The 14,170-nt window shown below is 63.9% G+C and carries 11 protein-coding genes; 7 read left to right on the forward strand and 4 right to left on the reverse strand.

Annotation, left to right across the window (positions count from 1 at the left end):
* Window position 1 precedes the first annotated feature (1 nt).
* From xdhA to xdhC, 3 genes are all read left to right on the forward strand, one after another.
* Window positions 2-1,483, forward strand: coding sequence for a xanthine dehydrogenase small subunit (gene xdhA / locus C9427_RS10645; protein WP_107649124.1), 1,482 nt, complete (start codon window positions 2-4; stop codon window positions 1,481-1,483).
* Window positions 1,483-3,834, forward strand: a complete 2,352-nt coding sequence (gene xdhB, locus C9427_RS10650; protein ID WP_107649125.1) for a xanthine dehydrogenase molybdopterin binding subunit — start codon at window positions 1,483-1,485, stop codon at window positions 3,832-3,834. The genes xdhA and xdhB overlap by 1 nt, the downstream gene beginning before the upstream one ends.
* 61 nt (window positions 3,835-3,895) lie before the next feature.
* Complete coding sequence (xdhC, locus tag C9427_RS10655; protein WP_107649126.1) at window positions 3,896-4,879, forward strand: xanthine dehydrogenase accessory protein XdhC; 984 nt, start codon at window positions 3,896-3,898, stop codon at window positions 4,877-4,879.
* Window positions 4,880-4,948: 69 nt separating this feature from the next.
* Here the strand turns inward: xdhC and C9427_RS10660 are convergent, their stop codons facing one another.
* Genes C9427_RS10660 through C9427_RS10670 form a run of 3 tightly spaced genes read right to left on the reverse strand, consistent with a single transcriptional unit; the run spans window position 4,949 to window position 8,153 of the window.
* A complete protein-coding gene (locus C9427_RS10660; protein WP_107649127.1) occupies window positions 4,949-6,214 on the reverse strand; it encodes an LLM class flavin-dependent oxidoreductase in 1,266 nt (421 codons plus the stop codon).
* On the reverse strand, window positions 6,211-7,173 hold the full coding sequence (locus C9427_RS10665) for an LLM class flavin-dependent oxidoreductase (RefSeq protein WP_107649128.1): 963 nt from the start codon (window positions 7,171-7,173) through the stop codon (window positions 6,211-6,213). Before C9427_RS10665 ends, C9427_RS10660 begins: the two co-directional genes overlap by 4 nt.
* A gap of 59 nt (window positions 7,174-7,232) precedes the next feature.
* On the reverse strand, window positions 7,233-8,153 hold the full coding sequence (locus C9427_RS10670; protein ID WP_107649253.1) for a LysR family transcriptional regulator: 921 nt from the start codon (window positions 8,151-8,153) through the stop codon (window positions 7,233-7,235).
* Between the two features lie 132 nt (window positions 8,154-8,285).
* Between C9427_RS10670 and C9427_RS10675 the strand changes: the two genes are divergently transcribed.
* The 4 genes from C9427_RS10675 to C9427_RS10690 all read left to right on the forward strand — a co-directional run bounded on the left by C9427_RS10675 (window position 8,286) and on the right by C9427_RS10690 (window position 12,676).
* Entirely contained in the window at window positions 8,286-9,503 is a 1,218-nt protein-coding gene (locus C9427_RS10675) for a urate hydroxylase PuuD (protein ID WP_107649129.1), read from the forward strand.
* A 1-nt stretch (window position 9,504) separates the two neighbouring features.
* Entirely contained in the window at window positions 9,505-10,818 is a 1,314-nt protein-coding gene (gene guaD, locus C9427_RS10680) for a guanine deaminase (RefSeq protein WP_107649130.1), read from the forward strand.
* A 92-nt stretch (window positions 10,819-10,910) separates the two neighbouring features.
* A complete protein-coding gene (locus C9427_RS10685; RefSeq protein ID WP_107649131.1) occupies window positions 10,911-11,414 on the forward strand; it encodes a heme-degrading domain-containing protein in 504 nt (167 codons plus the stop codon).
* Entirely contained in the window at window positions 11,411-12,676 is a 1,266-nt protein-coding gene (locus C9427_RS10690; protein WP_107649132.1) for a glycerate kinase type-2 family protein, read from the forward strand. The genes C9427_RS10685 and C9427_RS10690 overlap by 4 nt, the downstream gene beginning before the upstream one ends.
* Window positions 12,677-12,685: 9 nt before the next feature.
* On the opposite strand, the gene C9427_RS10695 is transcribed toward C9427_RS10690, so the two are convergent.
* On the reverse strand, window positions 12,686-14,170 hold the full coding sequence (locus C9427_RS10695; protein ID WP_167434308.1) for a UdgX family uracil-DNA binding protein: 1,485 nt from the start codon (window positions 14,168-14,170) through the stop codon (window positions 12,686-12,688).

Raw genomic sequence — 14,170 nt, forward strand, 5'->3', positions numbered from 1 at the left:
CATGGCCAGGCTCAAGACCCGTAACGAGATCCGCTTCATCCTGAACGGTGAGGATGTGGCGCTGACGACTGTCGCGCCTGACACGACCTTGCTTGACTGGCTGCGGCTCAACCGCTCGCTGCGCGGCACCAAGGAGGGCTGCGCCGAAGGCGATTGCGGCGCTTGCACCGTGCTGGTCGGGCGGCTTTCCGCCGGCAGGCTGGTCTATGAAAGCGTCAATGCCTGCATTCGTTTCCTCGGCTCGCTCGACGGCACCCATGTCGTCACCGTCGAGCATTTGCGCGGCGAGGCTGGCAAATTGCACCCCGTGCAGCAGGCGATGGTCGATTTCCACGGCTCGCAATGCGGCTTCTGCACGCCGGGCTTTGTCATGTCGCTCTATGCGCTCTGGATGAAATCGCCGGCGCCATCGGATGCGGCAATAGAAAAGGCGTTGCAGGGCAATCTCTGCCGCTGCACCGGCTATGAAGCGATCGTGCGCGCGGCACGCGCCATCTCCAGCTACGGCAAGGCGGCCAAGGATCCGTTGGCGGCGGAGCGCAAGGCAATCATCACCAGGCTTACGGCAATGAAGGACGGTGCGCGCGTCGAGATCGGTGCCGGCAAGCAGCGGATGGTCGTGCCGGCCAATGCCGACGATCTGGCAAGCGTGCTCGACAAGGAGCCAGGCGCCACCATCGTTGCCGGCTCGACCGATGTCGGGCTGTGGGTCACCAAGCATATGCGCGACATCTCGCCGGCGGTCTTCATCAACAATCTCGACGGGCTGTGCACGATTTCCGAGAACAAGGGCGTGATATCGATCGGCGCCGGCGTCACCTACAGCGACGCCTTCGTGCTGCTGTCAAAGCGCATCCCGGCGCTTGGGCCGCTGTTCGACCGCATCGGCGGCGAGCAGGTGCGCAACATGGGCACGATCGGTGGTAACATTGCCAACGGCTCGCCGATCGGCGACACGCCGCCGCCGCTGATCGCGCTCGGAGCGCGGCTCACGCTGCGGCGGGGCAAGAAGCGGCGGACGATCCCGCTCGAGGATTTCTTCATCGCCTATGGCAAGCAGGACCGGCTATCAGGCGAATTCGTCGAGGCCGTGCATGTGCCGGTGCCGGCCAAGGGCACAAAGTTTGCCGTCTACAAGCTCACCAAGCGCCGCGACGAGGACATCACCGCGGCCCTCGGCGCATTCCTGCTGACACTAGCCAGGGATGGTACGGTGGCCGATATCCGCATCGCCTATGGCGGCATGGCGGCAACGCCGAAGCGCGCTTCCGCGGTCGAGAAGACGCTGCTCGGCAAGCCCTGGACCGAGGAGATGGTGCAGGCGGCGATAGCCGAATACGCCAACGACTTCACACCGCTTACCGACATGCGGGCCTCCGCCGAATACCGGGCGCTGGCGGCGAGGAACCTTTTGCTGCGTTTCTTCGCCGAAACCAGCGGCACCAAGGCGCCGATCCAGGTGACGCGGTACGAGGCAGCCTGATGAACAAGCACGCGACCCCCGACCTCAAGGCGCAGAAGATCAAGGGCGGCGTCGCCACCGACCAGCGCCATGATTCCGCGCACAAGCATGTCAGCGGCACGGCCGTCTATATCGACGACATGCCGGAGCCGGCAGGCACGCTGCATGGCTGCCTCGGCCTTTCCAATGCAACGCATGCCACCATCACGAAAATGGACCTGTCGGCGGTGCGCGCCGCACCCGGCGTGGTCGACGTGCTGACGGCCAGGGATGTTCCCGGCGAAAACGACATTTCGCCGACCGGCCGCCATGACGAGCCGGTGCTTGCTGACGGCGAGGTGCAATTCCATGGCCAGCCGATCTTCTGTGTCATCGCCGAGACGCGTGAACAGGCGCGCCGCGCCACCAGGCTGGCCAAGGTCGAGTACAAGGAATTGCCTTTCGTCACCGACATCGGCGAGCTCGATCCCCGCAAGGACAAGCTGGTTACGCCGCCGCTGACGCTCAGGCGCGGCGATGCCGCCGCGGCGATCACGGCGGCGCCGCGCCGGCTCAAGGGGCAGATGCGCATTGGCGGCCAGGAGCATTTCTATCTCGAAGGCCATATCGCCATGGCCATTCCCGGCGAGGACCAGGACGTCACCATCTATTCCTCGACCCAGCATCCGAGCGAAGTCCAGCATATGGTCAGCCACGCGCTCGGCGTGCAGAGCAATGCCATCACCGTGGAAATCCGCCGCATGGGCGGCGGCTTCGGCGGCAAGGAAACGCAAGGCAACCAGTTCGCCGCACTCGCGGCGATCGCTGCGAAACGGCACCACCGCGCGGTAAAAATCCGCCCCGACCGCGACGATGACATGATCGCAACCGGCAAGCGCCACGACTTCCTCGTCGACTACGAGGTCGGCTTCGATGACGAGGGCAACATATCAGGCGTCGACTTCATGTTCGCGGCGCGCTGCGGCTTCTCGTCGGACCTGTCCGGCCCGGTCACCGACCGCGCGCTGTTCCACTGCGACAACACCTATTTCTGGCCGGCGGTGCATGCGCAATCGGCGCCGCTCTACACCAACACCGTGTCGAACACCGCCTTTCGCGGCTTCGGTGGCCCGCAAGGCATGGTCGGCGCCGAGCGTGTCATCGACGAGGTCGCCTTTGCCGTCGGCAAGGACCCGCTCGAGATCCGCAAGCAGAATTTCTACGGCACCTCGGATCGCAACATCACGCCCTATCACCAGACGGTCGAGGACAACATCATCCATCGCATCGTCGCCGAGCTGGAGGCCAGCTCGCATTATGCACGTCGTCGCCGGACCATCGAAGCCTTCAATGCGAACAGCCGCTGGGTTAAACGCGGGCTGGCGCTGACGCCGGTCAAGTTCGGCATTTCCTTCACCGCCACGCATTACAATCAGGCTGGCGCGCTGGTGCATGTCTACACCGACGGTTCGGTGCATCTGAACCATGGCGGTACCGAGATGGGGCAGGGTCTCTACCTCAAGGTCGCGCAAGTGGTGGCGGAAGAGTTCCAGATCGATCTCGACCAGGTCAAGATCACCGCAACGACGACCGGCAAGGTACCGAACACCTCGGCCACCGCTGCCTCGTCCGGCTCCGATCTCAACGGCATGGCGGCGCAGAACGGCGCCCGCCAGATCAAGGACCGGCTGACCGAGTTCGCCGCCGAAGAATACCAGGTGCCGCGCGACCAGGTGCTGTTCCTGCCCAACCGGGTACGCATCGGCAATCAGGAGATCGCCTTCGCCGACCTCGTCAAGCAGGCCTATATGGCCCGCATCCAGCTTTCGGCGGCGGGTTTCTACAAGACGCCGAAAATCCACTGGAACCGCGACAAGGGCCAAGGCCGTCCCTTCTATTATTTCGCCTATGGCGCCTCCTGCTCGGAAGTCTCGGTCGACACGCTGACCGGCGAATATGTGGTCGAGCGCACCGATATTCTGCACGAGACCGGCCGCTCGCTGAACCGCGCCATCGACCTCGGCCAGATCGAGGGCGGCTTCATCCAGGGCATGGGCTGGCTGACGACGGAGGAACTCTGGTGGGACGCCAAGGGCCGGCTGCGCACCCATGCGCCGTCGACCTACAAGATCCCCTTGGCCTCCGACCGGCCCAAGATATTCAACGTCACGCTGGCCGACTGGCCGGAGGCGCATGAACCGACCGTGCATCGCTCCAAGGCCGTCGGCGAGCCGCCGTTCCCGCTCGGCATGTCGGTGCTGCATGCGCTGTCGGACGCGGTGGCCAGCGTTGCCGATCACAAGATATGCCCGCGCCTCGACGCACCGGCGACGCCGGAACGGGTACTGATGGCGATCGAGCGACTGAAAGCGGAGGCCAAGGCGAGGACCTGATCCGGTCAAACGTGCAAATCCAGCCTGAAAAGCCTATATTTCCCCTTCGGGAACGTGAGCCATGAACTCGAAAGTGCAAAGCCTGAAAGACTTCCTTGCTGGGCAAGGTCGCCTTGCGCTGGTCGAGGTCGCCGGCACAAAAGGCTCGACGCCGCGCGAGAAGGGCGCCTTCATGCTGGTCTCGGCATCGGCGATATCAGGCACGATCGGCGGCGGCCAGCTCGAATACATGGCGATCGACAAGGCACGGCAGCTCCTTTTCTCCCCCCTCGAGGGGGAGATGGCCGCGAAGCGGCCAGAGGGGGTCGTCTCAGAAGGCACCGCCAAAGCGTCGAGCGCTGCCGCGGCGACCCCACCCGACGGCTTCGTCGCCACCCTCCCCTCAAGGGGGAGGGATAGCCGCGCCACGCTCGAGGTTCCGCTCGGGCCGGAGATCGGCCAGTGCTGCGGTGGACGTGTCGAAGTGCTGATCCGGCTCGTCGATGCGGCGCTGGCGCGGGAACTTGTCACAGCGGCCGAAACCGAGGAGGCCAACCTGCCGCACGTCTACCTCTTCGGCGGCGGCCATGTCGGCCAGGCGCTGGCGTCGGCGGCGGCCCTGCTGCCGGTGCATGTCGTCGTTATCGAGACGCGGGCCGAGGCGCTGGAGGGCATGCCGGAAACGGTCGAAACAAGGCTGGCGCCGATGCCCGAAGCGGTCGTGCGCGAAGCGCCGGCGGGAGCCGCCTTCGCCATCCTAACCCATGACCACGCGCTGGATTTCCTGATCGTCGCCGAGGCGCTGAAGCGCGGCGACACCGCCTATGTCGGCATGATCGGCTCGAAGACCAAGAAGGCGACCTTCAAAAACTGGTTCCTGAAGTCGGCGGAAGGCACCGAGGCGGAGTTCGCCCGTCTCGTCTCGCCGATCGGCGGCGATGCCGTCAAGGACAAGCGCCCGCAGGTGATCGCAGCACTTGCCGCCGCCGAGATGATGAAGGCATTGGTTTTCCACACGACATCAAGGCCAGGCCCGGCTTTTCGCGGGAAAGCGATGGCCGAGTAACCTCAACTATTTAACCGGCGTCGTTTCCCCAAGCGAAGGGCAAGAACGTCGGTGCGTGCAGAGCTTGCCCTATGCTGGTCGTTTCAGACCGAGATTCTCGCGCAGAGTGCGGCCTTCATACTCCGTGCGGAACAGCCCGCGCCGCTGCAGTTCCGGCACGACGAGCGCGGCAAAGGCGTCGAGTTCGCCCGGGAACCAGGACGGCATGACGTTGAATCCGTCGGCAGCGCCGCCTTCGAACCGTGCCTGCAACTCGTCCGCGACCTGCGCGGCTGTCCCGACGATGCGCCAGTGGCCGCGTGCGCCGGCGAAATGACGGGCAAGCTGGCGGATGGAAAGACCGTCGCGGCGTGATTGCTCGACAACCAGCGCCTGTCGGCTTTTCATGCCCTCTGTCTCAGGCAACTCCGGCATCGGTCCGTCAATCGGATAGCGTCCGAGATCGGAGATGCTGAGATAGCTGGAGAGCAGCGCGACGCCGACATCGTCGGGGATCAGCTCCTGCAGTTCCTCATATTTCTCGCGGGCTTCCGCTTCCGTTTCGGCCACCACCGGGGAAACGCCCGGCATGATCTTGATGTCGTCCGGCTCGCGCTCATAAGCCGCCAGCCGCCCCTTGAGATCGTCGTAGAAGGCCTTGGCTTCCTCGAAAGTCTGCGCCGCTGTGAACACCACATCGGCGGTGCGGGCGGCGAGGTCGCGGCCGACGTCCGAGGCGCCGGCCTGAACCATCACCGGCGCGCCTTGCGGCGAGCGCGGCAGATCAAGCGCGTCCCTTACCGAAAAGCTCTGGCCGTCATGGTTGAAACCATCCGCGCCCGTGCCGCGCCAGAGGCCGGTAACGACCTCGGCGAATTCCCGCGCCTGCTCGTAGCGGTCGGCATGGGGCTTGAGGCCCGTCGAGCCGAAATTGGCGGCTTCGATGGGGCTGGCCGAGGTGACCAGGTTCCAGCCCGCCCGCCCGCCACTCAGATGGTCGAGCGACAGGAAAGTCCGCGCCAGCCCGTAGGGCTCGTTGTAGCTGGTCGACGCCGTGGAGACGAGGCCGATGCGTTCGGTCTGGACCGCGAGCGCCGAAAGCAGGCTGATCGGTTCGAAGCCGATCGAGCGCGAGGTCTGGCTGGCTATGCCGACATTGGCTTCGCGCAGGCCGGCGGCGTCCTCGCAGAAGATCATATCGAACTTCGCCGCCTCCGCCGTGCGCGCCAGCTGGATGTAGTGGTCGATGTCGACACCCGCCGTCACATGCGCCTTGGGATGGCGCCAGGCGGCGATATGGTGGCCGGTTGCCCACAGGAAGAGGCCGAGCTTCATCTGGCGTGAGGTGTCGGTCATCGGTCGCCTCCGGCAAGTCCGAGATGCGAGCGCAGCGTCGCGCCACAATAGCCCTGTCGAAACACGCCGCGGCGACGCAGGTCCGGCAGCACGCGGTCGACGAAATCGCGGAGCGCCGAAGGCAGAGGCGGCATCAGGATGTTGAACCCGTCGCAGCTTTCCGTCCGGAAAAATGCATCGAGCCTGTCGACGACGACATCGCCCCCGATAGTGATCAGCAGCTTGACCGCCTCCGGTTCACGTCCGCAGGCCACGACACGGCGCTTCAGATCGTCGTGGCGCAGCTTGACGTCCTCCGCCGCTCCTTCGTCCAGCAGGATGACATCGGCGGTGCGGGCGGCGAAATCGAGGTCGGCCTCCCACAGGCCGGATAGCACGAGCACCGGCCTGTCCTGCGGTGAGCGCGCCACATTGAGCGGCCCGCGCACCGAGAAAAACTCGCCCTTGTGGTCGAGCAGATGCATCTTTTCCGGGTCGTGGAACCGGCCATCGCTTTTGTCGAACAACAGCGCGTCCGCCTCCCAGCCATTCCACAAACCCTGAACGACGCCAATATATTCACCTGTGCGGCGACGAAAATCGACAGGGGAAAACCCGTCCGGCCGGCTGAAATTGGCCGCCTCGCGCGGATCCTGGGCCATGGTCGCACTCCAACCGGCCCGGCCGTGGCTGATGATGTCGAGCGAAGCAAAACGGCGCGCCAGATTATAGGGCTGGTGGGCGGCCGTCGATGCCGTTGCGACGAGGCCGATCCTGCTTGTCACCGTCGCCAGGGCGGCCAGCAAGGTCGTTGCTTCGAACGGGCTTCTCGATCCGCCTTTGCCAGGCACGCGATCGGCAAGGACAACCATGTCCAGCCCAGCCGCTTCCAGCTGCCGGACAAAGCCGGCTATGTAGCTGAAATCCGGACCGGCCTGTCCGGGCGCGGAAGTGATGTTGAGCGAAACGGCGAGATGCATGACGCGAACCTAAGTCCGCCTTCGCGCAAGGCAAGCCCATAGAGTGGGCCAGCTGCCCTTCACTTGCCGGCCAGAATATCCTTGATCAGCCGCTGGCAGCGCTCAGCCATGAAGTCGAGCAGCAGCCGCACCTTAGGGTCCTGCAGCTTCTTGTGCGGGTAGACGGCGGCGAACTGCACCGGCGTCGGCGGCGCATTGGCCAGGATCACCTTCAGCCGCCGGTCGCGGATGAACGGCTCGACCTCGAAACGCGGCTTGTTGATGATGCCGCGGCCCGACAGCGCCCAGCCGGTCAGCACATCGCCATCGTCGGTGTCGTAGGGACCGTGCACCTCGAATTTCCGCGGGCCGTCCGCGGTCTGCAGCGTCCACACATATTCGCGCGCGCCGGAATAGCGCAGCATCAGGCAGTCGTGCTTCTTGCCGATAAGCTCCTGCGGCTCGGCTGGTTCGCCGCGCGCCTCCAGATATTTCGGCGCCGCCACCAGCACCCGTTCGCATTCCATGATGCCGCGCATCCTGAGGCTGGAATCCTCGATGATTCCCAGCCGGAAGGCGACGTCGATGCCTTCCTTCATGATATCGACATTGTGATCGGAAAGCCTGAGCCGTACCTCGATATCCGGGTATTTGTCGTGAAAATCGGGAATGCCCGATGCTACCAGCCGGCGGCCAAGACCCAAGGGCGCCGTGACGCGAATGGTACCGCGCGGCTGGCCGGACAGTGCCGACACAGCGGCTTCCGCCTCGGTGATCGCTTCCAGCACCTGCTTGGCGCCCGAGTAAAAAACCGTGCCGTGCTCGGTCGGCATCAATTGCCTGGTCGTGCGGTTGAACAGCCTGACGCCGAGGTGTTTCTCCAGCTCCTTGATGCGGTTGGAGGCAACCGCCGGCGAGATGCGCATATCGCGGCCCGCCGCCGACAGATTGCCGAGTTCGACGACGCGAACGAAAACGGCGATGTTGTCGAGATAGGCCATATGGAACATCTTCGCCGGTTTGCGGTGATCAGCCTAGTATTTTCCATTTTTTTTTGAAAGTCATCGTGCGCCTCGCCCCTTTCCGTTTGCGCTCCACACCGTAAAGTCAGCCAATCGGCAGGGACGACTTCAATGATGGATTTCGCGATTTTCTGGGACTGGCTGAGTTTCGCCGTGCGCTGGCTGCACGTCGTCACCGGCATCGCCTGGATCGGCTCGTCCTTCTATTTCGTCGCGCTCGATCTCGGCCTGCGCCAGCGTCCGGGCATGCCTGCCGGCGCCTTTGGCGAGGAGTGGCAGGTGCATGGCGGCGGCTTCTACCACATCCAGAAATATCTGGTGGCGCCGGCCGAAATGCCCGAGCACCTGACCTGGTTCAAATGGGAGTCCTACGCCACCTGGCTGTCGGGCTTCGCCATGCTGTGCGTCGTCTACTACGCCGGCGCCGACCTGTTCCTTATCGATCCGAATGTGTTGCCCATGTCGGTGCCCACGGGCATCCTGTTGTCACTGGCGACCATCGGCGTCGGCTGGGTGGTCTACGATCTGCTGTGCCGCTCGCCGCTCGGCAAGAGCGACACCGGCCTGATGCTGGTGCTCTACGGCGTGCTGGTGTTCATCGCCTGGGGGCTTACCCATCTGTTCACCGGCCGCGCTGCCTTCCTGCATCTCGGCGCCATCACCGCCACGATCATGTCGGCCAATGTCTTCATGGTCATCATCCCCAACCAGAAGATCGTCGTCGCCGACCTGATCGCCGGTCGAAAGCCCGATCCGAAATATGGCAAGATCGCCAAGCAGCGCTCGCTGCACAACAACTACCTGACGCTGCCCGTTTTGTTCCTGATGCTGTCGAACCACTATCCGCTGGCATTTGCTACTGAGTTCAACTGGGTCATCGCCTCACTGGTGTTCATCATCGGCGTGCTGATCCGGCACTATTTCAACACCGTCCATGCGCGCAAAGGCAACCCGACCTGGACCTGGCTCGCCGCCGCCATCCTGTTCGTCATCATCATCTGGTTGTCGACGGCGCCGAAGGTGCTGACTGGCGAGCCCAAGGCATCGGCAGCGGCGCAAGTCTACATCGCATCGGCGCATTTCCCCGCCGTGCGCGACACCGTGCTTGGTCGCTGTTCGATGTGCCACACGCAGGAGCCGGTCTATGAAGGTGTCTACCACACGCCGAAAGGGGTGATGCTGGATACCGATGCGGCCATAGCCGAGCATGCCCGCGAAATCTATTTGCAGGCCGGCCGCAGCCACGCCATGCCACCTGCCAATGTCACAGAGATCAGCGACAAGGAGCGGGCGCTGCTGGTGACCTGGTTCGAAGGCGCGGGAAAATAGCATGATTTCCATACTTTTGCGCGGCCGCACGCTGTCCTTCCTGCGCTGGCCCGAGACCATCGACGATCATTCCGCCTGGCGCTACGAGGACGATGGCGGCCTGCTCATCCGCGACGGCCGGATCGTCGCTGCCGGCGCCTATGCCGAGGTCGAGAAACAGGCCGGCCAAGGGGTCAAAAAAATCGACCACAGGCCGCATTTGCTGTTGCCGGGCTTCATCGATGCGCATGTGCATTTTCCGCAGATGCAGGTCATCGCATCCCATGGCGCCGAGCTGCTCGACTGGCTGAACACCTATACTTTTCCCGAGGAAACGAAATTCCGGAACGCCCAGCATGGCCGCCGCATCGCCAGGCTGTTCCTCGACGAGATGGTGCGCCATGGCACGACGACGGTCGCCGCCTATTGCTCGGTGCACAAGGCTTCGGCCGAGGCTTTCTTTGCCGAATCGCATCACCGCAACATGCTAAACATCGCCGGCAAGGTGATGATGGACCGTAACGCGCCTGAAGGCGTGCTCGACACGCCGCAATCGGGCTATGACGACACCAAGGCGCTGATCGAGGAATGGCATGGCAAGGGGCGCCAACTTTATGCCATCACGCCGCGCTTCGCCATCACCTCGTCGCCCGAGCAGTTGGAGATGGCGGGCACGCTCTGCCGCGAACATCCCGATCTGCATATGCAGACGCATTTGTCGGAAAACCACGCCGAGATCGCCTTTACCCGAGAACTTTACCCGCAATTGCGCGACTACACCGACGTCTACGAACATTACGGACTGCTTGGGAAAAAGAGTCTGCTTGGCCACTGCATCCATCTGTCGGAACGCGAGGCCGATGCGATTTCGGATGCGGGGTCGATTGCGGTCTTCTGCCCGACGTCGAACCTGTTCCTCGGCTCCGGCCTGTTCGACTATCAGCGCCACCGCAGGCGTGACAAGGCACTCCGCATCGCCGCCGCCACCGATGTCGGCGGCGGCACCAACTACTCGATGCTGCGCACCATGGATGAGGGCTACAAGGTCATCGCGCTGAACGGCGAGAAGCTCAACCCGTTCCAGTCCTTCTGGCAGCTCACCCGCGGCAACGCCGAGGCGCTGTCGGTCTTGGAAAAGGTCGGTACGCTGGACCAGGACACCGACGCCGACATCGTCGTGCTCGACGCGCGCGCCACTCCGGCGATGCGGCTCAGGATGGAAACCATTGAGACTCTGGCGGAGGAACTGTTTCTGCTGCAGACGCTGGGCGACGACCGCGCCGTGCGCGAGGTCTATGTCGCGGGCCGGGCGGCGAAGAGCGACATGGCGACTTAGCGCGCTCCCTACTGATCGCCTGGCACTACTCATCGCTTGACCGGGCGGCAGCCATCGGTCAAAGCGTGCAGCGAAATTGACAGGGGAACGACATGGCCGTTGCGGATGACATCGCTCTGATCAAGAAACAGGAAGCCACGCTCGTCTTTCCGGCCTTCGACGAGGCCGTCGCCTTCAAGATCGGCTCGGCGATCCGCGATCGGGCGCTCAGGCAAGACCTGCCCATCATCGTCGATATCAGAACCTTCGACCGGCCGCTGTTCTATGCCGCCATGCCTGGCTCCAACGCCTCCAATCCGGATTGGGCGCGGCGCAAGATCAATGTGGTGCGACGCTACCTCAGAAGCACCTATCGCATGGTTCTGGAGCAGCAGCGCCCCGAGCGCAGCTTCAAGGTCGGCGAAGGGCTGGATATTGCAGATTATGTGCTTGCCGGCGGCGGTTTTCCCATAAATGTCAAGGGCGCCGGCGTCATCGGCGTGATCGCCGTCTCCGGTCTGCCGGAGCGCGAGGACCATGGCGTTGTCATCGACGCATTGTGCGAGCATCTCGGCATTGACGGGCGCGATTTGGCATTGCCGCCGGAAGCAAAATGACAGAGATCGACCCCAAACTTTTCCTCACCGCCATCTTCAACGCCGCTGTCGCCGCCGCCGATCCCGAGCGAACCATAAGGGATCATTTGCCGGCAAAACCAAAGGGGCGCACCCTCGTCATTGGCGCTGGCAAGGGTTCGGCGCAGATGGCGGCGGCTTTCGAGAAAGTCTGGGATGGGCCGATAGACGGGCTGGTCGTCACCCGCTACGGCTATGGCGCGAGATGCGAGCGTATCGAGATCATCGAAGCGGCGCATCCAGTGCCGGACACCGCAGGCCTGGAAGCCTCGCGTCGGCTGCTGGCGAAGGTCCAGGGCTTGACCGAGGACGACCTGGTCGTGGCGCTGATTTCGGGTGGCGGCTCGGCGCTGCTGCCTTCGCCAGCAGACGGCCTGACGCTGGCCGACGAGATTGCCGTCAACGAAGCGCTGCTCGCCTCCGGCGCGCCAATCGCGGCGATGAACACCATTCGCAAGCATATTTCCACCATCAAGGGTGGCAGGCTGGCGGCGGTGGCATATCCAGCCAGGGTTGTATCGCTGGTCGTTTCCGACATTCCCGGCGACAATCCGGCGCTGGTTGCCTCCGGCCCGACCGTGCCGGATGCCGGCAGCCGCGAAGACGCCCTGGCCTCGATATCGGCCTATGGCATGAAACTGCCGGCCTCCGTCATGACGCATATCAATTCGCCGGCTGCCGAAGCGCCCCGCGCCGACGATCCGCGCTTCGCGCGCAATGAAGTGCATTTGATCGCCTCGGCCGGTGTCTCGCTGGAGGCGGCGGCAGGGGAAGCCAGACGCCAGGGCATCGAGGCGGTCATCCTGTCCGATTCCATCGAGGGCGAAGCGCGCGAGGTCGGCGGCGTCCATGCCGCCATCGCTCGAGAGGTGGCGACGCGCAACCGGCCATTTCCGAAGCCGGTGCTGATCCTGTCCGGCGGCGAGACCACGGTGACACTGCGGGCAAAGGGTAAGGGCGGCCGCAACTCGGAGTTCCTGCTTGCCTTCGCCATCGGCATCAGTGGCGCACAAGGCATCCATGCACTAGCTGCCGACACCGACGGCATCGACGGCTCGGAGGACAATGCCGGCGCCTTTGCCGACGGCTCCACGGTTTCACGCATGCGGGCGGCGGGCGTCGACGCCAAGGCCATGCTTGCCTCCAACAATGCCTGGACCGCCTTCAATGCCGTAGGCGATCTGTTCGTACCCGGTCCGACCGGGACGAATGTGAATGATCTCCGGGCGATACTGATCAGGTAGTTCGTCCCCTCAGGCGGCCATCAGCCTCTTCACCCGCTTCATATCCTGCAAGAAGCGCTCACGTTCGGCTTCCTTGTCGGCCGGCTCACGGATGCGCAGGATGAAGGACGGGTGGATAGTGATGAACACGCGCAGGCCATCCTCGCGCTGCATCACCTCGCCACGCATTTTTGTCACCGGCACCGCGTTGCCGAGCAGTGATTGCGCCGCCGTTGCGCCGAGGGCCACCACCAGATCCGGCTTGATCAGCTGCAATTCCCTGTCGATCCACCAGCGGCAGGCCCGCACCTCGCCAGCATTCGGCTTGGAGTGGATGCGGCGCTTGCCGCGCGGCTCGAACTTGAAATGCTTGACCGCGTTGGTGACATAGACTTTCTGACGGTCGACACCTGCGTCGTCTAGGATGGCGTCGAAGACCTTGCCCGCCGGGCCGACGAACGGTTTGCCGGCAAGATCCTCCTGATCGCCCGGCTGTTCGCCGACGAAAACCACCTTGGCGTCATCAGGTCCTTCGCCGAACACGGTCTGCGTCGCGTTGCGCCAGAGCGGGCAGCGCCGGCAACCCTCAGCCGCCTCGCGCAATTCGGAAATCGAGCTTGCGTCATCATCCTCGGGTGCCTTGTCTGGCTCGCGCCTTGGCCAGTGCTTGGCCTGAATCTTGGCGTGGTGCGGCGCCGGCGTGGTTGGCATTCTGGCAATCATATCCTTGGCGACCTTGTCCGCTCCCGCGATCAGCTCTGGAATGAGCGAGGCCTCGGGAAGGTTCCGCCAATATTTCTTCGGCATCTCCTTCTGCATCGCTTTCACCTTCAGCCGTGCCGGATTGAAGATGTTTTCGAAATAGGTACGCCACAGCGCCTCGGTATCGTCCTGCGCCGGCGCATCGCCCTTGGTCGCACCTGGCCCGATCGCCAGCCTTTCACCGTCCCAGTCGGCGGAAGCATGCGGCGTCAGAATGGTCCAGCGCATGCCGGTGAAGCGCTTGACGAAGAAAGCCGCGTTGCGCTCGACGATGAAATGATCGGGCTCGAACCAGGCGACATAGCGCTCATCGGTACCCTCGCCGATGCTTCGGAAGCGAACAAAGGCGCGCATCTTGTGGATGTCGCGACGCACCGCCTTTTCCATGGTCTCGAGGCGCCTTGTATCGCCATCCGACGCGATGGCAAGCAGCTTCGGCTCCAAGCGGAGCCGCCACACAAAGCGGTATAGGAAAGCGAAACGGCCGGGGTCGGAGTGGCAGAAGGCCGTTTCCGCCCGTTCGATGAATTCGCGCGGCACGACAAGCCGCGCCTCCGAAGGAACAGCCGGTAAACTGTTCTGGCGCTGAGCGGAGCCTGTTGTGACCTGCCAACTGATGTCCTCAGGCCGGGTCCCGCTCAGCGCCAGTTGCCGTGCCGCGTCGCGCCATCCGGCGAAATCGGTCTGGCTGTCGAGCCACACAATATGCGGGGCAAGATCGAGCTCGTCGGTTCGGATGGTGGGTCTCTGCAT

This window comes from Mesorhizobium helmanticense (genome assembly GCF_003034915.1).
Taxonomy (GTDB): domain Bacteria; phylum Pseudomonadota; class Alphaproteobacteria; order Rhizobiales; family Rhizobiaceae; genus Mesorhizobium; species Mesorhizobium helmanticense.